Origin of the sequence: Marinobacter salsuginis (assembly GCF_009617755.1) — a bacterium.
Classification (GTDB): Bacteria; Pseudomonadota; Gammaproteobacteria; order Pseudomonadales; family Oleiphilaceae; genus Marinobacter; species Marinobacter salsuginis.
The window spans coordinates 548,585-568,492 of sequence record NZ_BGZH01000001.1; the positions used below are offsets into that span (position 1 = coordinate 548,585).

Genomic DNA, 19,908 nt, shown 5'->3' on the forward strand with positions numbered 1-19,908 from the left:
CACGATACGGGTTTCTCCGGGAAATCTTCAGATACAGAGAGCAGTCATTTCCAATGTCGCTACAGCATACGTTCGGTGAGTTACGGGAACAGTTAGCCAAACGGATAATCGGACAGGAAAAACTGGTGGATCGCCTGCTGATCGCGCTGCTTGCCGACGGCCACCTGCTGGTCGAAGGCGCACCGGGTCTGGCCAAAACCACCGCCATCAAAGCCCTTGCCGACCACCTGGACGGTGATTTTCACAGAATCCAGTTTACCCCGGACCTGCTGCCTTCCGACGTCACTGGCAGTGAGATTTACCGCCCGGAAACAGGGCAGTTCGAATTCCAGCGCGGCCCCATATTCCATAACCTCGTGCTTGCCGATGAAATTAACCGGGCACCCGCCAAGGTCCAGTCCGCCCTTCTGGAAGCCATGGGCGAGCGACAGATCAGCGTGGGCATGCGCACCTTTCCGCTGGACCGGCTGTTTCTGGTCATGGCCACCCAGAACCCCATCGAACAGGAAGGCACCTACCCGCTGCCCGAAGCCCAACTGGACCGGTTCCTGATGCATGTGGTCATCCATTACCCGTCGGCGGAGGCTGAAAAGGCTATTCTGCAACTGGCAAGGAACGATTATCGGCATGGCCTGCCCAAGACAGATCTGCGCCTGACGGCAGATCAGGTGTTCGAAGCCCGGGCGGACGTCGCCAACATCTACATGGCAGAGCCTGTTGAGCAATACCTGCTGGCGCTGGTGCTGGCCACCCGTGATCCGGCCGCCCTGGACCCGGAACTGACCCGCTGGACCGCCTTTGGCGCCAGCCCCCGCGGCACCATTGCCCTGGATCGTTGTGCCCGGGCACTGGCCTGGCTTGACGGCCGCGACTACGTCACCCCGGATGATGTACGTGCCATGGCCTTCGACGTGCTCCGACACCGCATCCTGCTGACGTTTGAGGCAGAGGCCGAAGGCATGACCGCCGATACCGTCATCGAGCGGCTGATCGAACGTGTTCCGGTGAGCGCCTGAAGCCATCGACGGAAGTAATACACGGGAGCCGTCAGGCATGGGCCACAGCGAAGCCATTACCCACATCAGCCTACCGGACCTGATCCGCTTGCAGGCGGACGCCCGGGCATTGAAACTGCCCTCCGCCCGTCCAGTGCGCTCACGCCAGGCCGGTTTGCAACGCTCGCCCCAGCGCGGCCGCGGCATGGCGTTTGCGGAAGTCCGGCTGTACCAGCCCGGAGATGACATCCGCAGCATCGACTGGCGGGTCACCGCCCGCCGCCAGGAGCCACACACAAAGCTCTATGAGGAGGAGCGGGAAAGACCCGTGCTGCTCCTGTGCGATCTCGGCCCCAGCCTTTTTTTTGCCAGCACCGGCGCCTTTAAACAGGTCCGCTGTGCCCAGATCGCTGCCATTCTGGCCTGGCTTGCGCTGTGGTCGGGAGACCAGGTGGGAGGCATCGTATTCAATGATGAGACCCTGAGTGTTCTTCGCCCTGCCCGTCGCAAAAAATCGGTGCTGCGGTTGCTGGACACGCTGGACGAACAGCAACGACGGGACAACCAAGCGCCGGCACAGGACGAGCAACCCGCCCAGTGCAGGCTGGACATGGCACTTACCGAGGCCCGCCGGGTCGCCCACACCGGCAGCCGGATTTTCGTGATCAGTGATTTTCTGGATATTTCTGCAGAAACAGGCACGCTGCTCGGGGCCCTGGCCCGCCACAATTCAGTCAGCGCCCTGAGAATCGTCGACCCACTCGAAAAGGAGCTGCCAAAAAGTGGACGCTTCGCGGTTGCCGGCCCGGACGGTCCCGTGTGGTTCGACGCCGGAAACCCCCGGTTCCAGCGCGCCTGGCATGAGAAAGTCACCAACCACGAACACCGGTTGGAAGACTGTTTCCGAACCTCCGGGGTCACCATGGCAGAGGTGTCCACGGCGGAAGATCCGGCGGCGACCCTGAAACTACTGCTTGGGCCGGGAGGGCGCATCGGATGAACCCGCAGGATCCGCTCAGCCAGCTCCGGGACATACACCTGCCCGAGACTGGTGGTTTCTGGCCACCCGCTCCTGGCTGGTGGATGCTGGCCGTCCTGGTCATTGCGGCACTTGCAGCGCTGATCTGGCTTATCCTGAAGCGACGGAAACGAAACCGGTGGCTGCGATCCGCCCGCGCCCAGCTGGCGAGACTGGAAGGTTCAGCCAGCTCCGACCCCGCGTGGTTTGCGCAATTGAATACCCTGCTCAAACAAGCCGCCCGGGAGCGCTACCCTGACCAGCATCCGGAAGCGCTGACTGGTGATGCCTGGGTGAACTTCCTTCTGTCTACCGCCCCAAGGGACCGGGTTGCCTCCAGGCCGGTTGCCGAGGCCCTGGTGCAGAGTGCCTGGCGGCCGACGGTTTCGGCGGAACCCGCCGAGGCACTGGCGTTCGCCCGGTTGTGGCTGGGAGGTCAGAAATGCTGACTCTTGCCTGGCCCTGGGTACTGGTTCTCGTACTGATACCGCTGATCGTCAAATGGCGGAAGCCTGGGGGGCAGTCGGTGGATGCGCCGGTGCTGCCGGTCGGTCACTGGCTGTCGGACCTGCCCGGTGTCAGTCGTCGCGGCAATGCCGTTCCACTGTGGCAACAGCTGTTGCTGTTCCTAATGTGGACGCTTCTGATGATTGCCCTGGCACGCCCCCAACACGTGAGCGAGCAGGTGCAAATGCCGGTTTCCGGCCGGGATCTGATGCTGGTTGTCGACATCTCCCCCAGCATGGACGAACAGGATATGGTCCTTCAGGGCCGGAGCATCAATCGCCTGCAGGCGGTCAAGCGGGTACTGGATGACTTCATTTCCCGCCGCCAGGGTGACCGGCTCGGTCTGATCCTGTTCGGCACTGAGCCCTATGTTCAGGCCCCACTGACCTTCGATCTTGAAACCGTCAGAACCCTGATGCGCGAGGCGGGTCTGGGCATGGCCGGACGCGCCACTGCCATTGGCGACGCGGTCGGTCTCGCGACCAAGCGACTGAGAGACAGGCCCCAGGACCAGCGCGTTGTAGTCCTGCTGACCGATGGCGCCAACACGGCTGGCGAAATTACCCCCGACAAGGCCACCGAAATCGCCGCCGCTGCCAGTATTCGGCTTTACACCATCGGCATTGGGGCCGAATCCATGGTTCAGCGGGGCTTGCTGGGCTCACGGCGGGTAAACCCGTCCAGGGACCTGGATGAAAACCTGCTGACCCGGATGGCCCAGCAAACCGGCGGAGAGTATTTCCGCGCCCGAAGCCTGCCGGAGCTGGAACTGATTTACGAGAGCATCGACCAACTGGAACCCATCGAGCTGGAGGGTAAGTTTTATCGGCCAGTAACCGAACTCTATGTCTGGCCCGCCGGCCTGGCGGTCCTGCTGTGGCTGGCCCTGTTCCTTGTTCGCCACGGGCATGAGTTGTTTGCTGACTCCCGGCGCAACAGGAAGGAGGATGAAGCGAATGTGGGCTGACTTTCACTTTCTGCGGCCGTTCTGGTTCTTGCTGCTTCTGCTGCTACCCATCCTGTACCTGGCCTTCCGGCAAATGCGCCTGGGCGACAGCGGCTGGTCCCGGCTTATTCCGGCCCGCTTGCTGTCGCCGCTGATTCGTCACAACGGCAGCTCGGGGAAAACGGCAAAGTCGCCTCTGGCCCCGGCCACCGCTGCCCTTGTCATCCTGTCCCTGGCTCTGGCCGGCCCCGCCTGGCGGGAGGCACCCACCCCGCTGAAACAGCCGGGCGACAGCCTTGTGATTGCTCTGGACCTTTCCCTGTCCATGCTGGCCACAGACGTTGAACCTGATCGCCTGACGCGGGCCAAACGGAAAATCCGGGATATCCTTGCGCTGCGGGAAGGCAGCCTGACCGGTCTGCTTGTCTTTTCCGGCGACGCCCACGTGGTCACACCGCTCACCGATGATGGCCGCACGATTGAGGGCATGCTCAATGTGCTGGACCCGGTCATCATGCCGGCCACAGGCAACCGGGCCGACCTGGCGGTTGCCCGGGCAAAAGAGTTGTTGCAGCAGGGGGCCCCGGGCGAGGGCCGGATCCTGCTGATCACTGACAACATCAACGATCGCTATACCGGGACGATCCGGGACACGCTTTCCGGGACCGGTTACGCCCTCAACACTCTCGTTGTCGGCACCGAGGAAGGTGGCCCAATTCCCCTGGCCCGGCGCGGATTTATACGTGAAAACGACGACATCGTTATCACTCGGGCCAACCCGCAAGCACTATCGCAACTCGCTGGCAGCACCGGCGGCCGAAGCCACGAGCTGACCCTGGACGATACCGATATTCACTCCCTGAACCTGAGCCCGAAGGATAGTGACGACTGGCAGGAATCAGAGGAGGGCCTGACGGTCAGTCGCTGGCAGGACGACGGCTACTGGCTGCTCTGGCTAGCCCTTCCCCTGGTTCTGCTTGGCTGGCGCCGCGGAGCATTCAGTGCCCTCGCACTGATCCTCCTGCCGGTCTGGCCACAGCCCGCTGCTGCCATAAGCTGGGATGAGCTCTGGCAACGGGAGGATCAGAGAGCTCCCGAACTGATCGAGAAAAGTCCTGAGGCGGCTGCCCGGCAGATGGAAGACCCGGAATGGCGTGGGTCTGCACTGTATCGTTCCGGGCAATTCGAGGGCGCCGCCCAGGCATTCGCCCGGTCGCAGGGCCCACGTGCCAGTTACAATCGTGGCAACGCACTGGCCCGTGCCGGCAAACTACAGGAGGCTTTGGCCGCCTACGATGCCGCCCTGGAGCAAGCACCCGACATGGAGGATGCCCGACACAATCGCAAGATTGTCGAAGAGCTGCTGAATCAACAGCAGCAGGATCAGGAAGGCGGCCAGCAGGGCTCGTCTGACTCCTCCAGCAGCGAGGAAAATCAGGGCAATCAGCAACAGAGCCGCCAGAACCAGGAAGGCAACGGTGAAAGCGAATCTTCCAGCGGTTCGGGAAACAATCAGCAGGATTCCCGGAACAGCCAGACCGCGTCCGGCAACGAGGATTCAGCAAACAATCAGGGCGATGAGCAGAATCAGCAAGAGCCAGGTGAGCAAGGCAATCCCGAGCAGGCATCCGGCGAGGGGGAATCTCCCGCAGGCCAGGCACAGGCGCCCGCCCCTATTTCCGAAACGCCGCTGACCCAGAGCCAGGAACAATGGCTCAGACGGGTACCTGATAACCCGGGCGGCTTGCTGCAGCGCAAATTCCTGCAGCAGTATCAACAACGCCAGACTCCATCCGATGAGGGCGATACACCATGGTAAAACGGCTGATTACACCCGCCGTCTGTCAATTTCTTTTAGCCATGCTTCTGACGGCAATCTGGCTGCCGGCCCAGGCACAGTCACAGCAGCTGACGGTCGAACCCGACCGTACTCGCCTCTACGAAGGCGAGGTGCTGACATTGACTGTGAAGGGTAGCATGGAGATCGATATCAACCTGGGCAACCTGTTTGACTTTGACATGTCCAGCCTGCCCAAGCCGGATATCGAGAAAGTGGAGCCGGATTTTGAAATCCTGGCCCAGAACCAGCAATACAGCATCCGCACCGTGAACAGTCAGATGGTGGGCGAGATTACCTGGACCTACCAGCTTGCACCGAAGAGCACCGGCGAGCTGACTATCCCGGCGCTCACCTTTAAAGAGGCAGTATCAGCGCCGGTTACCATAGAGGTGGTGGATGGCTCACCACCGGATCAGGCCAGTCCCGGTCGGGACAGCTTTATCGAATTGTCTGCCGACAAAGATGAAGTGTATGTCCAGGAGCAGTTGATCCTGACGGTCCGGCTTTTCTTCCGGGGTAACCTGATTCGCGGAGAGCTCTCCGAGCCCACCCATCCCCATGTCATTATCGAATCCCTGGGCAGGCAACAGGAATTCTCCCGCTATCGTGACGGAGTCCGATACCGTGTTGTAGAACGCCGGTATGCGATCTTCCCTCAGCGTGCGGGTACCCTGAAACTGCCGGCGATCCGTTTCGAGGGCCAGGCCAGGGACGCTTCCGGCAACCTTCGTTTTCTGCGGGACAGCGAGGAGCTGTTTGAAGTTCCGGTGAAGGATGTGCCTGCACAATTCAGTGGCGAAACGTGGCTGCCGGCAACCGGCGTGGCGCTTGAGGAGTCCGGGCTTCCGCCATCGCTGGAGGTGGCCACCGGTGAAAACATGACCCGCGAAATCAAGCTGACGGCAGCGGGCCTTCCCGGGGAGGCACTACCACCGCTGCCCGATGCGGTACCGGACGGATTAAGAAGTTACCCCGAAGAGCCGGAACGACAGACCGAGACCACACCCGCTGGCCTCACATCCTCACTGACCCAGTCTGTGGCCCTGGTACCCGTGGAGCCCGGCCAGATGACCCTGCCGGCCATACGCATTGTCTGGTGGGACACGGAAGCCGATCAGGAGCGGGTAGCCACGATTCCACAGACAACACTGACGGTGAAAGACCCGACTACCGCTGCCGCGAGCCCATCCCCGCAAAACGATCAGGGCAATGCAGGCCCGGAACCCGATGTCAGCAGCACGGAATCTACGGCTAGCCCGGCATCCGACCGAACCCGGCTGTGGCAGTGGTTCGCCCTGCTGCTGGGAATACTCTGGGCAGGCACGCTAGTGGCATGGTGGTGGTCAGGAAAAAGCAGGAAAAGCACGCCGGCACAAACTGACAACCGGGACGAAGATGCCGCGTTCGACCGTCTGATCAGGGCCGCGAGGGACGGCGCCGCGGTAACACCGGAACTGGTCGTGGAATGGGCCAATCTCCACGTGCCCGGCCACGGCTTCCGCTCGGCGTCTGACGTTGTGGATCATTTCGATGACGAGACGCTGGCAGCAGAACTCAGAAGGCTTCAGGCACGGCTTTTTGCGCCCGGCCACAAGAACGACAGCTGGGACGGCCAACCACTGGCGCGGGCCCTTGAACAGCTCCGGAGGCACCGGCGGACGGAAACCAGCGCCGATCTCCCTCCGCTCTACCCCAAAGGCCTGTCCTGAGGATCAGTCGATAAGCTGCTGATCAATCACAACGGCGACCGGCGCGTCTTGACCTTCATTGACCGCGATGGGCAGGTCGGTGCTGCCCTGCCAGTCACCCGCCTTGGCGCTGACACTGCCGGAACGACTGAGACGGGCCGTCACAACAACCTCATCAACACTGGAAATGGTAGCCTGGGGTGACATCGCATAGCGGTCGTCCAGACGGATTTCCACCGGCAGTTGGTCGGCCGTAAGCCGCGCCACGGCGAGTGGCGGACCCTGCCGGACATTGGCCTCGCGGGCGAACAGGAATAGCGTCGTGTCAGCGGGCACCTGATCGCGCAGGTCCTCGGCAAGCGTCACACGAACGGTGACTCCGGCTCCGGATGCTTCGGCTTCCGCCACCGATGCCGGAGGCTCCTCCCCGAGACGCGTGTAAGCTTCGCGAATCCCATCGCGAATGGAGCCAATCTGCGGGTGATCCGGAGCAACCGTTTCGATTCGCTCCCAGTATTCGATGGCTTCACGGTAGTTCTGCTGGCTGAAAGCGTTGATGCCCAGCAACCCCAGGGCGTTCACTTCATCCGGATTCAGCTGGCGGGCCTGTTCAATAGCTGCGGTTACCTCCTGTGTCATGGCACCCTGGCTACCGAAGAACAACGCCTGCGCAGAAAGACCATAGGCGACGGCTTCTGCCCTGTCATCGTCATTCACGCTGTCCGCCAGCTGGCGGAATGCCCAGGCCGCATCGTCGTATTGTTCCAGGCGCATGTAGGTGCGACCCAGCATTGCCCAGCCCTCCGGATTATCCGGGCTGGCTTCCAGCCGTTCCCGAAGCTGGCCTGAAAGTTCAATCATCTGGGCCTGTCTCGATCCGTCGGTCGCACCCATTTCCTGCATGGTGATGAACTGCTCAACCCGATCCATCGCGCCCCAACGCTCATACAGGTATACGGTAGCCGCCGGGATCAGGAGAATCGACACCAGTGCCACTGCCATGGCACTCCTGCGACCACTGATCACCGGCCTGACCTGTTCCTGCTCCGGCACATCGTCCAGCATGCTTCCAGCGAGCTCTTCCTTGAGCTGGCGATAATTCTCGTCGTCCAGAATACCGGCCTCGTATTCGCTATCGAGCTCCTTCATCCTGGAGCGATAGGCCATCAGATTCTGGTTTTTCAGGTCCGTCTGCTTTCTCGCGCCCAGCCGGTGAAAAAAGACCGGGTACAACACAAACGAAAGGGCAAGAATGATCAGTACCGTTGCGGCAATCCAGAAAGTGTCAGTCATGGAGTTTCAGTCACAGGTTCAGAATTTAGAATGAGGTAGCAACCACGGCATCCCGGGCAGGGCCAGGTTCAGGACGGTTTGTCCTGGTCTGCCAGCATTTTGTTGACCCGGGCCTGCTCTTCGGCACTCAACGCCGGGCTTTCCGGCCCTGCCCGCCGGGAGCGGATGACCACACCGGCCACCACCAGAAGCCCACCCAAGACCGCAATGGCTGGTGTCGCCCAGAGCAGAAAGGTCCGGCTGTCCAGCTCGGGTTTGTAGCGAACGAACTCACCGAACCTGCCAACCAGGGATTCAACAATCTCCTCGTTACTGGCACCGTCTTTCATCATCCGGTAGACCGCATCCCGCATATCCTTGGAGATCGGCGCGTTGGAATCGGCGATGTTCTGGTTCTGGCATTTCGGGCAGCGCAGTTCTTCGATCAGGTTCTGGTAGCGTTGCTCCTGGGCCCGATCCGAAAAATCGTAGACATCGGCTACCTCGGCCGCAGCGCCCCCGGAAAGCAAGAGCACCAACAGGAAATAAACAATCCGTAGCATCAGCCGTTCCCCTGAACATCGTTGATCACGGGCAGCAACGTCTGTTCCCAGACCGTCTCATTGACCACACCCACGTGGCGATAGCGAACCACGCCACCGGCATCAATTACGAAGGTTTCCGGCGCACCGTACACACCCAGATCAAATCCGAGGGTGCCGCGGGGGTCATAGATGATTTTCCGGTACGGGTCGCCCAGACGGTCGAGCCAGACCAGGGCATCGTCGCGGTTGTCCTTGTAGTTCAGGCCGATGATGTTGACGCCTTTCTCCTCGGCCAGCCACATCAGGTCGTCGTGCTCATCCTTGCAGGCCGGGCACCAGGTACCCCAGACATTCAACAGCGAAACCTGGCCCCGGAACAGGCTCTGGTCCAGCATGGCATCCGGGTTATGCAGATCCCGCAGGCTGAACTCAGGAACCGGTTTGCCGACCAGGGCCGACTCAAGCTTGGTTGGATCCTTGCCGATGCCCGCGAATAACACCACGCCGACAACAAGGGCGACCAGTAACGGCAGAAAAAGCAGGAACCGCTTCATGAGGTCGCTCCGGCGGACGTCGCAGGGCCGGGCTCAGGAGAGGCTGTACCGGCCTGCGCCTTTTTGTCAGCTCCCTCCCGGATTCGATAGCGGCGATCGGCAATCGCCAGGAAGCCGCCAGCCGCCATAAAGAGCGACCCCAGCCAGAGCCAGCGAACCAGTGGTTTGTACTGCAGCCGGATGGCCCAGGCCTCGTCGGTGATGCGTTCACCAATGGCCACGAAGATATCCCGGAACAAACCGGCGTCGATGTCCGCCTCGGTCATGACGCTCATACCAACGGAGTACTGGCGTTTCTCGGGATGAAGCACGGATACACGCTCACCATCCAACATGACATCGAAAGTGCCATATTGAGCCGTAAAATTGGGACCCTGGCGGGCACCGATATCCCTGAACACAAATTGATAATCGCCGACGGTCGCGACATCGCCGGGTACCATACGTACGTCACGCTCGATGCCGTAGTTGGAAACCACCGTAGCCCCAGCCATGGTAATTGCCAGACCCAGATGCCCAAGCACCATGCCATAGTAGCTGCGGGACTGCCGCTTGAGGCCGTGAAGGCGACCTTTCCGGGAAGAAGACTTGTCCCACAGATCCCAGAACGTGGCAACGGTTACCCACAGGGCGGAGAAAATGCCCAGGAACGCCCAGGGCTTGAAGCCCCCGTAGCCAATCAGAACCGCCGTGGTACCCACAATGCTGATTGCCAAGGGCCACAGAAGCTTTCGCGCCAGCCAGCCGCCATCGGTTTTCTTCCAGCGAGAGAAGATACCGGCGCCCAATAACAGGCCTGTTGCCACCGCCAGGGGGCTGAACGTCAGGTTGAAGAAGGGCTCGCCAATCGACAGTTTGCCCAGTTCCAGGTAATCAAGCACCAACGGATACAGCGTGCCGACTGCCACCAGAAGCGTAGCGGATACCAGCAACACGTTGTTGAGCAGCAGGAACACTTCCCGAGACAAAGAGCCATACCGGGAGCGGACATGCACCACCGGTGCCCGGAACGCATACAGTGCCAGACTGGCGATCACTGTGACCGCCAACAGGCCCAACAGGAAAGTGCCCCGCTCCGGATCAGATGCAAAGGCGTGGACCGATGTCAGTACGCCAGACCGGACCAGGAAGGTACCCAGCAGGCTGAGTGCAAAGGTGACAATGGCCAGCAGCACGGTCCAGCTCTTGAACACACCGCGCTTCTCGGTGACCGCCAGCGAATGCATCAGGGCCGTCCCGGAAAGCCAGGGTAACAATGAGGCATTCTCGACCGGGTCCCAGAACCACCAGCCACCCCAGCCAAGTTCGTAGTAGGCCCACCAGCTTCCCAGGGCGATACCAAGGGAGAGAAACGCCCAGGCAACTGTGGTCCAGGGCCGCGACCAACGTGCCCAGGCGGCATCGAGACGACCGTTAATGAGAGCGGCAATGGCAAAGGCAAAGGCCACAGCAAAGCCGACGTAGCCCATGTAGAGCATGGGCGGATGGACGATCAGTCCGAAATCCTGGAGCAAGGGGTTCAGATCCGTGCCATCGGCGGGCACATTAGGCAGCAGACGGTCAAAGGGATTAGAGGTGATAACGATAAACAGCAGGAAGCCGACACAGACCATGCCCAGCACCGACAGCACCTGGGAAATCATCACCGCCGGCAGGCGACGGCTGAAGATAGCCACCGCCAGAGTCCAGCCCGCCAGCATCAAAATCCAGAGCAGCAGTGAGCCCTCGTGCCCGCCCCATACAGCGCTGAACTTGTAATACCAGGGCAACAGGCTGTTGCTGTTATTGGCCACATAGGCCACTGAAAAGTCATCAGTCACAAACGCATGGGTCAGGACGGCAAAGGCAAGCCCCACAAACACAAACATGCCGGATGCCAGGGGCCTGGCAAAGGCCTGAAGATTGTCCCTGCCGGTCAGGGAACCGGCCAGGGGGACTACGGAAAGGAGCACTGCCAACAACAGCGCGAGAATCAGTGCAAGCTGTCCGAGTTCGGGATACATCAAAGGCCTCCAGAAACCAGGCTGTCAGATAAATTGATTAGTAGGACACGGTTTCCGCACTACCACTGGCTTTGTGCTGGCCCTTGGAGGCCTTCTCCAGTGCGTCGGCGACTTCCGGCGGCATATAGTTTTCATCGTGCTTGGCAAGCACCTGATCGGCCACAAAGCGGCCGTTTTCATCCAGCCGGCCCATGGCAACCACGCCCTGCCCCTCGGCAAACAGATCCGGAAGGATACCGGTGTACTGGACCGGCACAGATGCGTTGAAGTCGGTCACCTTGAACTCAACCTTCAGGCTGTCCGGATCACGCCGAACCGAACCCTCCTCGACCATGCCACCGGCCCGGATTCTGACATCGACCGGAGCTTCACCGGCAGAAATCTGAGTGGGGTCGTAAAACAGGTTGATATTCTGTCGCAGCGCGTAGGTGGTCAAACCCACGGCAATGCCCAGTCCCACCAACAGGAACAGGACAATGGTCAGCCGCTTTTTTCGGATTGGATGCATCAGTCATCTGCCTTTCAGTCTTGGGAAACCTTGACGCGGGTGAAGGACGCTGCCGAAGCCGATGCATCCTGCTGGCCTGCCTGAAACTCATAACCCCGACGGCAGGCCTCAATGGCAGCCTTGCGGCGGCGCAGGGACCACACCATGAGGCCAATCATCAGGAGGAAGAAGGCAGCGTAACAGGACCAGACATAGGGCCCGTGACCTTCCATCACCATAAATGCCGAAAAGGAATCAAATGCCATACTTCAGCCCCTCCCGGCCAACACGTAATCTTTAACCCAGCGCGTTTTCTGCTCGCGTAAGAGAATCTCGGTCTGCATGCGCAAACACGCCAGCCAGCCGAACAGCAGGTACAGCCCGAGCACAGACAACAGCAACGGGACCCACATCTCTGCCGGCATGGACGGCTTTTCCGTCAGCTTGAACGTCGACGGCTGGTGTAACGTATTCCACCACTCAACGGAGTATTGGATAATCGGTATATTCACCACCCCGACCAGCACAAGTACCGATACGGCCCGAGCAGCAGATTTTTCGTCGTTAATCGCCCTGTCCAGCGCAATCACGCCCCCGTACAGGAACAGCAGGATCAGCATCGAGGTCAGTCGGGCGTCCCAAACCCACCAGGTGCCCCAGGTGGGCTTGCCCCAGACAGCACCGGTGAACAGGGAAAGAAAAGTCAGCACCAGGCCCACCGGAGCGACCGACTTCACGAACACATCGGCCAGTTTCATACGCCAGACCAGAGTGACAACGGCTGCCACTGCCATCATTACGTAGACAGATTGGGCGAGAAATGCCGTCGGCACGTGAATGAAAATAATCCGGTAGCTGTTGCCCTGCAGGTAATCCTTGGGCGCAAAGGCCAGCCCCCAGACAATGCCCGCCATCAACAGCAGGATCCCACCCGCCAGCAGCCAGGGCATCAGCCGGGTTGCAATCCCGAAGAACCATTTGGGAGAACCCAGCTTGTGAAAAAATTGCCACATCAGATGGTCACCGTCCTACCGTTACCTTGTTTTACCCGTTAGACAGGCTGATACGCAGCGCCGCTGCCGATGCGAAGGGCGCCAGAGTCAGCGCCAGCACCAGAAATGCGCCCATCAAAGCGAGATACGCGCCCACGGGAGCGCCCTCCGCGGCCGAAGCCACTGTTCCCGTGCCAAAGATCAGGACGGGAATGTACAGCGGAATGATCAGCAGGGACAAGAGTACCCCTGCCGACCGTAATCCAAGTGTCAGTGCCGCGCCGATTGCCCCTATCAGGCTCAACACCGGTGTACCGATCAGCAGCGTTAGACACAAAACTCCGATGGAGTTCCCGTCGAGATGAACCATTACGCCCAAAACCGGCGTGAGCACCACCAGTGGCAAGCCTGTTAGCACCCAGTGCGCCGCCGTTTTGGCCAATACCAGCAGAAACAGGGGCTGGGGCTGAAGCACGAGCTGCTCAAGCGTGCCATCATCGAAATCATGGCGAAACAAATGGTCCAGCGACAACAGCACCGATAGTAATGCCGCCACCCACAGGATACCGGCTCCGGACTCGCGCAAAAATGCCACTTCCGGACTGACCCCGAGGGGAAAAAGGCTTACAACCATCACGAAAAACAGGAGCGGATTGAGCAGATCCTGGCGCTGCCGGAAGGCCACCTTCATATCCCGGGCAAACACAGCCTTCATCGCTGCCAGTGCACCGACGCCGTCCTGCTGCAAACTCAGTACCGGCCGGCAATCAGCATTCATTGGCCGCACCTCCACCCAGAACAATGCGCTGCATACCGGGCAAATTCAGATCGTGGTGCGTCGTCACAACCACTGCACCTCCCTCGGAGGCGCGCTGTTGAAGCAGGTTCTCAATGGCGCTGACGCCGGCCGAATCAATGGCGGTAAAGACCTCATCGAGCAACCAGAGAGGCTCATCGGCAATCAACAGGCGCGCCAGGGCCACCCGCCGTTGCTGACCGGCAGAGAGATTCCGACAGGGCACATCCTGAAACCCCGCCAGACCGGTACCTTCAAGCGCCTGACGCAAAACGGGGTCCGGCAGCGGACGCCGCCCCGCCGTCAGTGCCCGGAGATTTTCCAGGGGTGTCAGCAATGGCTTGATGCCTGGACGATGGCCAAGGTACAGGGTATTCCGGAGAAACTCCTCCCGCTGAGCTGACCTGGGTTGGCCGCACCAGAAGAGATTGCCGGACCAGGCATCGTTCAGACCGGCCAGCATCCGCAGCAACGTGGTCTTTCCAGAGCCGTTCGGCCCCTCGACACGGGTGACCGTACCGGGCAGTATGGAGAACGACAGGTCACGGAACAGGATCCGTTCATCCCGTTCGCACTGCAGTTCGACAGCCTGTAATAACGGCTCAGACATCAGGTCCCCGTAACCAGGACGATGCACGTGAAGACGGCATCGGGTGCATTCGTGACATCGACGGCCAAGAGCATTGTTCGCGCGTGACCTGCCGGCGCGGCGTATTATAACGAAAGCGCCGGCGGATTACTCTTGCTCAACATCAAATCAATGACCATGAAACTACCCAGCGGACAACAGCCCCCGACACCCCCGGCCCAGCCAGCAACGCAGACTTCCCGGCCGTCGGTCACAACCGAATCGGCCCGGGAGCCCCTGCCGGCCTCTGCCAGGCAGCTGCTCGACCAACTACAGTTGAAAAACCGGGAAACAACCCTGGCCCGGGTCGCAGAGATCATCAACCGTCAGGGCGGCAACAGCGCAGACCTTTTGCTGGACATTCGCGGCAAGTCACTTCTTGTCCAGGCCGCCGTTGGCAAGACCGAGCTGGCGACCGGTGACTGGGTAAAGGTAATGCGGGCGGGCAATGAGCTGCAGCTGATGGGCAAACTGGCGCCCGCGCCGGAGGCCGGGATCGCCCGGGCCCTGGCCCAGCGGCTGCCCTGGCAACAAACCCTGGACGCAGGCCTGGCAAGGCTGTTGGGCACACTGACACAGGGAGTCCGTCAGGAACCACTGCCAGGCCAACTGCCGTCATCCCAAAGCCCCCAACCTCTTCCGTCGGCCGCCAGGCAGGCTATTGAACAAATAGTAGCAAGGCTGCCATCGGGGAACAGCCTGACCCCCGGTGCCGGCAACCAGGAAACGACACCGCAGCAGGTCCGTCAATGGCTTTCTGAGAGCGGCCTTTTCGCCGAGTCCCGTCTGGCCCAGGCACCGTCTGCGCAGTTACCCGATCTGAAACTGGCACTTGGCAGGGTGATTTCCGCATTGCTTGCCCACCAGGGGAGCACACCGGAACACTTCAACAGGCTGACCCCTATCTCAACGCCGGAACTCATGCAGGCACCCTTGCAGTTTCCCCAACCCCTGGCCACACCCCAGCCCCCCGGTAGTGGTGATGCGCCGACCGTGGGCCAGATGCTCCGCCTGCTGGCGGGGATGCTTAACCGGATCACCGTCAATCAATTGCACAGCCAGGTACTAACGGCCCGTGGTGGTGGCGAGGCGCCGGGGCCGGCACCTGCTTCCACTCTGGTAATCGATCTGCCCTGGCTGACACCCCAGAACGAGCCAAGACTGGCTCAGGTTCGGATCGAACAGTACCCTGAAGACAGGGAATCAGAGGGCAGATCCGGGAAAACCACCACGGCCGAGTGGCGTCTGTCGCTGACCATGGATCTGGATGAGGCTGGGCCGCTGCATTTCGATGTCGCCCTCCGCCAGCAGGCAGTAAGCGCCCGTGTGTGGGCAGAAAAACAGGCAACCCTGCGCCAGGTGAACCAGGAACTGCCCGCATTGCGCCAGAGCCTGACCGACCTCGGCCTGGAAGTGACCGACCTGGACTGCCGCCGCGGGACGCCCCAGAGCAGCGCCACCCGACTCGAACACAGACTGGTGGATACACGAGCATGACAACAGAGACAGAACACCCGGGCAGAGCCGCGGTTGCACTTAAATACGATGGCGAAAAAGCGCCCACCATCAGCGCCACCGGTACCCACGAACTGGCCGAGGAAATCATCCGCATTGCCCGGGAGCACAATGTGCCTCTCTACGAAAACGCGGAGCTGGCCAGCATTCTGGCGCGCCTGTCACTGAACGAGGAAATTCCCGAGTCGCTGTACCGGGTGATCGCGGAAATCCTGGCGTTTGCTTTCCATATTCGCGGGCTGACTCCCGAGGACCGCAAACCCGGTACGCCAACGGTCGACTCAGTGAATGAGTGAGCGCAGCGCCCAGGCCTGCTGCCAGTTGTCACCCCGTCTGGGCGCCACTGTTGTTTCAAAGTAATGGCGCAGCCTGCGCCGGTCTTCAGGCTGGTCCTTGAGTGCGGAGCCGACGATGTGATGCATCAACTGCTCGACCGTGATGCTGCCCCCACCGTAATACCAGGCATTGAGACTCGCCGCGTGGGCGACCGATACGGCTTCCGCAGTCGACAGCGCCGAGCCGGCGAGGCGATCGGTACTGCGTCCGTCCAGGGTCTGACCATTGCGTAACTCGTGGAACATGGTCACGAGAATCTCAATGACCGACTCCTCCAGCGCCACCTCAATTCCGGCCCGACCATTAGCCCTGCGAACCTCCCGCAGAACGACATCCATTTCGTCGGCCAGGTTTCGGATCGGCCTGATTTCCTCAAAGTCCATCCGCCGTTTCAACGCGGCACTCATGCGGTGAACACCCTCATCGATGCTGTTGGACGTGGCGATCACGTTGAAACCTTCCCGCGCGAGTACCACGCCGTCATCACCTGCCAGCTCGGGAATCACCACCACCCTGTCGGAAAGAACCGACAACAGCGCGTCCTGAAGCGCCTGGGGGCAGCGGGCAATCTCTTCAAACCGAACCAATCGCCCCTCTATCATGCCCCGCAGCAAGGGGCTGGGCACCAATGCTTTCAGACAGGGACCATCGGTACGCAGCACCGCCTCGTTCCAGCTGTACAGCAGTTGTCCCACACTGTTCACCGCCCCGCCCTGCAGGGTCAGTGTAGAGTTCCCCGAAATGCCGGCGGCCAGTAATTCCGACAACCAGGATTTGGCCGTGCCGGGCTCGCCCACCAGAAGGCAGCCGCGGCTGGTACACAGGGAAATGATGATCCGGACCACCATGGCCCGGTCGGCAACGAATTTCCGCTCAATGCCGAGCTTTTCATCCCCCATCACGAACTTTTCCACCGCCCGGGGAGACATTAACCAGCCGGGTGGCACCGGACCATGATCCTGGCCTCTGAGCTTGTCCAGCTCAGCCCCATAGACCACTTCCACGGGTTCCCGTTGGGCCGCCTTGTTAACCGATTGCTTGTTGCTCATTGCTGACTCCTGCGGCCGCCACGGACTTCCGGTGCCATGCGCTCCCTCGGGAGAATCCGCGGCAGTTCGGAAAGCGGGATAATGCCTTCAATTACATGATCCAGGGCGCTGTCGCGCATGGTCACCAGGCCGGCATCAAGGGCGCGCCACCGCAGTTCCCCGATGGGCGGTTGGCTCGAAATGGCGTTGCGGATGTCCGAATCGACTTCCATATACTCAACAATCGCCACCCGGCCCTGGGTGCCACGCCCGTTGCATTTATCGCAGCCGGCGCCTTCAAAACAGCGGAAATCCGCCGGCGGGCCATCGGGAAACACCTCGGACAGAATCACCGGATCTGGCTCGGCAGGCTGGCTGCAATGCTTGCAGATACGCTTCGCCAGGCGCTGGGCAATAACGGCCAGCAGCTCACCGGCGATGGAGTTGGGATGGATCCCAAGATCGTAGAGGCGTTGCAGTGAATCCACCGCGTCGTTGCAGTGCAGCGTCGACAGAACCACGTGCCCGGTCTGGGAAGCCCTGATCGCCTCCAATGCCGTTTCCTGATCGCGGATCTCGCCCACCAGAATGACATCCGGATCTTCCCGGACAAACGCTCTCATGGCGTTGGCGAAACCAAAGCCGATTTCCGAGCGAACCCGGGTCTGCTGGATGTTATCGATGGAATACTCGATGGGGTCCTCCACCGTAATCACTTTACGCCGGCCATCATCGGCAAGAGTCTGCAGCCCGGCATACAGGGTGGTGGACTTGCCGGAGCCGGTCGGCCCCACCACCAGCACCAGCCCCGCCGGGTTGTCGAGCAATCGCTGATAGCGGGCACCGATCATCGGTGACATGCCGAGCTCGGCGATGGTCATGGCCCGGCCTGTCTGCGGCAACAGCCTGATAATCGCGTGCTCGCCATGCAGCGAGGGTTGGGTCTGGATTCGCAGGTCGTAGGCCATATCGCCAAGCTGAAGTCGGGATCGCCCGCCCTGAGGCAGCCGGTGCTCGGCGATGTTCAGTTCCGCCCGCAGCTTGATCACGTTGATCACCCCTTTTATCTCCCGGGGCGACAACTGGTACTGAGGCAGATCATGGAGATCACCATCCACCCGCAGGCGGATCCGAATCCGGTCACCGTACTGTTCGATGTGAATATCGCTGGCTTTTTCGCTCACGGCATCCAACAGGATGGCCTCGTAGACAGACACCAGATAGGGGCTGACGTGCTTGCTTTTAGGATCGTTGCCCAACAACTGATCAGTGCTGCCGTTTGCATGGTCTGACTGTTCCGGGCCCGGCCCATGATCCGCCACGAAATTGCGGCCCTTCGCGGTCAGATCGAGTGCTGACCAGAGACGGCGGAAGTCTGTGGGAGTCACCAGCAGGCAATCAACCACCTGGTTGGGGCTCAGGCGCTCAAGCTGATCGGTGCGGGCATCCGGATCATCGGTCACAACGGTGATCCGGCCATCTTCCTCGGCGATGGGGATCAGTCGCGACAGGTCCAGAAACGTCCGGGAAAACCGGCGGAACAGCGCCGGGTGGAGCTCAGGCAGAATCCCGTCGGCATCGGTGAACGTCATGCCACGCTGGCTGGCAAGAGATCGATAGAGATCCATCTCTTCAAGATTCAGTTTGCGCCGGAGAACTTCAAGCAGGCGGCAATTCTGCTTGGCCGCCTCCGCCTTCGCTTCGGCCAGGATCTTGTCATCCACAAGGCCCTGATCGATGAGAATCTGCTCAACATTGCGATTGAAATCGACCCACCCCAGTGTCCTCACCCGCTCCAGTCCCGCCTCACGGCGCACAAACATGGCGAGGCTCGGAACAGGTCCGGCGCGCCCCTCCAGGCAAACCAGGTGCCCTCCTTGCCGCACCAACCGGGCCAGAACGTGGCGCTCGGTGATAAACGTTGTGCACAAAACGAGATCGCAAAGGGGATCCGGTTCCGGTGCGTCTTCCGCACTGGCCACCAGAACATCCACATTATGCATACCGAGCCGGAAGAATCGCTCCCTGGCGGCCTCGGCGACAACGGCGTTTTTTTCCAGATAGATTACCCGATGGGCCAGGCCTGATAGCACAGCGGCGAGATATCCGGAGCCACCACCCACGTGCATCACCACCTGATCCGGTTCGATCTCTGGCAACAGGGAGAGAATGTGGCTGACGGTTTCTTCGCGGGGGATGGAATGGCCGGTTATCGATGGAACCAGATCAGAACCGGAAACAAAATCATGGCGGGATACAGACCGGAGGGCCTCAAGGGCCCTCGGATAAACTCTCTTCATTCAACAGCGTCCGTAACGGCATGGTATCAGGCCGCCTGACGTTTTCTGAGTGCTGACACCAGCTCGGCCTCGGGACGGGAAATTCCGCACGTGTTCATAAGATCGTCGATATCGGCGCCGAGATCAACCAGTCGAGAGGCCTCATCATAGGAGATTCGCAGCGGATCGTTCTGGCGCATTTCATCGAGTGTGGTTCGCAGCTCGTGCAACTGGCGTTCACAAGTGACGAGCCGCTGACCTACACCCATGCTTCCGCTGGTGGTGGCATGCAGCTCCCGGCCAAGGGTATCGCACCGATCTTTCAGGTTCGCTCTGAGGCTACGTACCTGGCGCCCAAGCACGAGGCCCTGCACGAATACCAGCGACAAGGCGGCAACAGTCAACGCCCAGGGAAGATACGAAGGAATTTCTGCAAACATGACGGATGTCTCCCGTTAATTGCCACGGAAGGCATCCAT

Annotated in this window: 20 protein-coding genes; 8 read left to right on the plus strand and 12 right to left on the minus strand. The window is 60.7% G+C overall.

The window, feature by feature from the left end; all coding sequences use genetic code 11:
- Positions 1 to 53: 53 nt before the first annotated feature.
- From GJU83_RS02485 to GJU83_RS02510, 6 genes are read left to right on the plus strand one after another with little or no spacing between them, the layout of a single operon-like run.
- Positions 54 to 1,016, plus strand: a complete 963-nt coding sequence (locus GJU83_RS02485; RefSeq protein WP_153633589.1) for an AAA family ATPase — start codon at positions 54 to 56, stop codon at positions 1,014 to 1,016.
- Positions 1,017 to 1,053: 37 nt separating this feature from the next.
- Entirely contained in the window at positions 1,054 to 1,995 is a 942-nt protein-coding gene (locus GJU83_RS02490; RefSeq protein ID WP_136629802.1) for a DUF58 domain-containing protein, read from the plus strand.
- Positions 1,992 to 2,462, plus strand: a complete 471-nt coding sequence (locus tag GJU83_RS02495; protein ID WP_069183225.1) for a DUF4381 domain-containing protein — start codon at positions 1,992 to 1,994, stop codon at positions 2,460 to 2,462. Before GJU83_RS02490 ends, GJU83_RS02495 begins: the two co-directional genes overlap by 4 nt.
- On the plus strand, positions 2,456 to 3,487 hold the full coding sequence (locus tag GJU83_RS02500) for a vWA domain-containing protein (protein WP_153633590.1): 1,032 nt from the start codon (positions 2,456 to 2,458) through the stop codon (positions 3,485 to 3,487). Before GJU83_RS02495 ends, GJU83_RS02500 begins: the two co-directional genes overlap by 7 nt.
- Complete coding sequence (locus GJU83_RS02505) at positions 3,477 to 5,285, plus strand: VWA domain-containing protein (RefSeq protein WP_153633591.1); 1,809 nt, start codon at positions 3,477 to 3,479, stop codon at positions 5,283 to 5,285. The genes GJU83_RS02500 and GJU83_RS02505 overlap by 11 nt, the downstream gene beginning before the upstream one ends.
- Positions 5,279 to 7,015 carry a BatD family protein gene (locus tag GJU83_RS02510; protein WP_153633592.1) on the plus strand — a complete coding sequence of 579 codons (1,737 nt, stop codon included), beginning with the start codon at positions 5,279 to 5,281 and terminating at the stop codon, positions 7,013 to 7,015. Before GJU83_RS02505 ends, GJU83_RS02510 begins: the two co-directional genes overlap by 7 nt.
- A gap of 3 nt (positions 7,016 to 7,018) precedes the next feature.
- Here the strand turns inward: GJU83_RS02510 and ccmI are convergent, their stop codons facing one another.
- The 9 genes from ccmI to ccmA form a co-directional block, all read right to left on the minus strand.
- Positions 7,019 to 8,287: a c-type cytochrome biogenesis protein CcmI gene (gene ccmI, locus GJU83_RS02515; protein WP_153633593.1), complete on the minus strand. Its 1,269-nt coding sequence runs from the start codon at positions 8,285 to 8,287 to the stop codon at positions 7,019 to 7,021.
- Between the two features lie 68 nt (positions 8,288 to 8,355).
- Complete coding sequence (locus tag GJU83_RS02520) at positions 8,356 to 8,829, minus strand: cytochrome c-type biogenesis protein (protein ID WP_153633594.1); 474 nt, start codon at positions 8,827 to 8,829, stop codon at positions 8,356 to 8,358.
- Entirely contained in the window at positions 8,829 to 9,365 is a 537-nt protein-coding gene (locus tag GJU83_RS02525) for a DsbE family thiol:disulfide interchange protein (RefSeq protein ID WP_069183219.1), read from the minus strand. Before GJU83_RS02525 ends, GJU83_RS02520 begins: the two co-directional genes overlap by 1 nt.
- Positions 9,362 to 11,368 (minus strand): heme lyase CcmF/NrfE family subunit, encoded by a 2,007-nt coding sequence (locus tag GJU83_RS02530; protein ID WP_153633595.1) that lies wholly within the window; start codon positions 11,366 to 11,368, stop codon positions 9,362 to 9,364. Before GJU83_RS02530 ends, GJU83_RS02525 begins: the two co-directional genes overlap by 4 nt.
- 37 nt (positions 11,369 to 11,405) lie before the next feature.
- Positions 11,406 to 11,876, minus strand: coding sequence for a cytochrome c maturation protein CcmE (ccmE, locus tag GJU83_RS02535; RefSeq protein WP_136629808.1), 471 nt, complete (start codon positions 11,874 to 11,876; stop codon positions 11,406 to 11,408).
- Between the two features lie 14 nt (positions 11,877 to 11,890).
- Positions 11,891 to 12,121, minus strand: coding sequence for a heme exporter protein CcmD (ccmD, locus tag GJU83_RS02540; protein ID WP_153633596.1), 231 nt, complete (start codon positions 12,119 to 12,121; stop codon positions 11,891 to 11,893).
- A gap of 3 nt (positions 12,122 to 12,124) precedes the next feature.
- The gene (gene ccmC, locus GJU83_RS02545) at positions 12,125 to 12,868 is read right to left on the minus strand and encodes a heme ABC transporter permease CcmC (RefSeq protein ID WP_153633597.1); all 744 of its coding nucleotides are present in this window, start codon (positions 12,866 to 12,868) and stop codon (positions 12,125 to 12,127) included.
- A 31-nt stretch (positions 12,869 to 12,899) separates the two neighbouring features.
- The gene (gene ccmB, locus GJU83_RS02550) at positions 12,900 to 13,625 is read right to left on the minus strand and encodes a heme exporter protein CcmB (protein WP_153633598.1); all 726 of its coding nucleotides are present in this window, start codon (positions 13,623 to 13,625) and stop codon (positions 12,900 to 12,902) included.
- Positions 13,615 to 14,253 (minus strand): cytochrome c biogenesis heme-transporting ATPase CcmA, encoded by a 639-nt coding sequence (ccmA, locus tag GJU83_RS02555; RefSeq protein ID WP_136629812.1) that lies wholly within the window; start codon positions 14,251 to 14,253, stop codon positions 13,615 to 13,617. Before ccmA ends, ccmB begins: the two co-directional genes overlap by 11 nt.
- Before the next feature lie 132 nt (positions 14,254 to 14,385).
- Here ccmA and fliK point away from each other — a divergent pair, with 132 nt between their 5' ends.
- A complete protein-coding gene (gene fliK, locus GJU83_RS02560) occupies positions 14,386 to 15,768 on the plus strand; it encodes a flagellar hook-length control protein FliK (RefSeq protein ID WP_228715146.1) in 1,383 nt (460 codons plus the stop codon).
- Complete coding sequence (locus tag GJU83_RS02565; protein WP_153633599.1) at positions 15,765 to 16,082, plus strand: EscU/YscU/HrcU family type III secretion system export apparatus switch protein; 318 nt, start codon at positions 15,765 to 15,767, stop codon at positions 16,080 to 16,082. Before fliK ends, GJU83_RS02565 begins: the two co-directional genes overlap by 4 nt.
- Here GJU83_RS02565 and GJU83_RS02570 read toward each other — a convergent pair.
- From GJU83_RS02570 to GJU83_RS02580, 3 genes are read right to left on the minus strand one after another with little or no spacing between them, the layout of a single operon-like run.
- Positions 16,068 to 17,171: an ATP-binding protein gene (locus GJU83_RS02570; protein ID WP_153633600.1), complete on the minus strand. Its 1,104-nt coding sequence runs from the start codon at positions 17,169 to 17,171 to the stop codon at positions 16,068 to 16,070. The genes GJU83_RS02565 and GJU83_RS02570 overlap by 15 nt on opposite strands.
- Entirely contained in the window at positions 17,168 to 19,450 is a 2,283-nt protein-coding gene (locus tag GJU83_RS02575) for an ATPase, T2SS/T4P/T4SS family (RefSeq protein WP_153633601.1), read from the minus strand. The genes GJU83_RS02570 and GJU83_RS02575 overlap by 4 nt, the downstream gene beginning before the upstream one ends.
- A 26-nt stretch (positions 19,451 to 19,476) precedes the next feature.
- Positions 19,477 to 19,869 carry a DUF2802 domain-containing protein gene (locus GJU83_RS02580; RefSeq protein ID WP_153633602.1) on the minus strand — a complete coding sequence of 131 codons (393 nt, stop codon included), beginning with the start codon at positions 19,867 to 19,869 and terminating at the stop codon, positions 19,477 to 19,479.
- Between the last annotated feature and the right edge of the window lie 39 nt (positions 19,870 to 19,908).

Bases quoted from the DNA above. Each gene is read 5' to 3' on its own strand.
- GJU83_RS02485 (WP_153633589.1), top strand. From the start codon at position 54: ATGTCGCTACAGCATACGTTCGGTGAGTTACGGGAACAGTTAGCCAAA.
- GJU83_RS02490 (WP_136629802.1), top strand. From the start codon at position 1,054: ATGGGCCACAGCGAAGCCATTACCCACATCAGCCTACCGGACCTGATC.
- GJU83_RS02495 (WP_069183225.1), top strand. From the start codon at position 1,992: ATGAACCCGCAGGATCCGCTCAGCCAGCTCCGGGACATACACCTGCCC.
- GJU83_RS02500 (WP_153633590.1), top strand. From the start codon at position 2,456: ATGCTGACTCTTGCCTGGCCCTGGGTACTGGTTCTCGTACTGATACCG.
- GJU83_RS02505 (WP_153633591.1), top strand. From the start codon at position 3,477: ATGTGGGCTGACTTTCACTTTCTGCGGCCGTTCTGGTTCTTGCTGCTT.
- GJU83_RS02510 (WP_153633592.1), top strand. From the start codon at position 5,279: ATGGTAAAACGGCTGATTACACCCGCCGTCTGTCAATTTCTTTTAGCC.
- ccmI (WP_153633593.1), bottom strand. From the start codon at position 8,287: ATGACTGACACTTTCTGGATTGCCGCAACGGTACTGATCATTCTTGCC.
- GJU83_RS02520 (WP_153633594.1), bottom strand. From the start codon at position 8,829: ATGCTACGGATTGTTTATTTCCTGTTGGTGCTCTTGCTTTCCGGGGGC.
- GJU83_RS02525 (WP_069183219.1), bottom strand. From the start codon at position 9,365: ATGAAGCGGTTCCTGCTTTTTCTGCCGTTACTGGTCGCCCTTGTTGTC.
- GJU83_RS02530 (WP_153633595.1), bottom strand. From the start codon at position 11,368: ATGTATCCCGAACTCGGACAGCTTGCACTGATTCTCGCGCTGTTGTTG.
- ccmE (WP_136629808.1), bottom strand. From the start codon at position 11,876: ATGCATCCAATCCGAAAAAAGCGGCTGACCATTGTCCTGTTCCTGTTG.
- ccmD (WP_153633596.1), bottom strand. From the start codon at position 12,121: ATGGCATTTGATTCCTTTTCGGCATTTATGGTGATGGAAGGTCACGGG.
- ccmC (WP_153633597.1), bottom strand. From the start codon at position 12,868: ATGTGGCAATTTTTTCACAAGCTGGGTTCTCCCAAATGGTTCTTCGGG.
- ccmB (WP_153633598.1), bottom strand. From the start codon at position 13,625: ATGAATGCTGATTGCCGGCCGGTACTGAGTTTGCAGCAGGACGGCGTC.
- ccmA (WP_136629812.1), bottom strand. From the start codon at position 14,253: ATGTCTGAGCCGTTATTACAGGCTGTCGAACTGCAGTGCGAACGGGAT.
- GJU83_RS02565 (WP_153633599.1), top strand. From the start codon at position 15,765: ATGACAACAGAGACAGAACACCCGGGCAGAGCCGCGGTTGCACTTAAA.
- GJU83_RS02570 (WP_153633600.1), bottom strand. From the start codon at position 17,171: ATGAGCAACAAGCAATCGGTTAACAAGGCGGCCCAACGGGAACCCGTG.
- GJU83_RS02575 (WP_153633601.1), bottom strand. From the start codon at position 19,450: ATGAAGAGAGTTTATCCGAGGGCCCTTGAGGCCCTCCGGTCTGTATCC.
- GJU83_RS02580 (WP_153633602.1), bottom strand. From the start codon at position 19,869: ATGTTTGCAGAAATTCCTTCGTATCTTCCCTGGGCGTTGACTGTTGCC.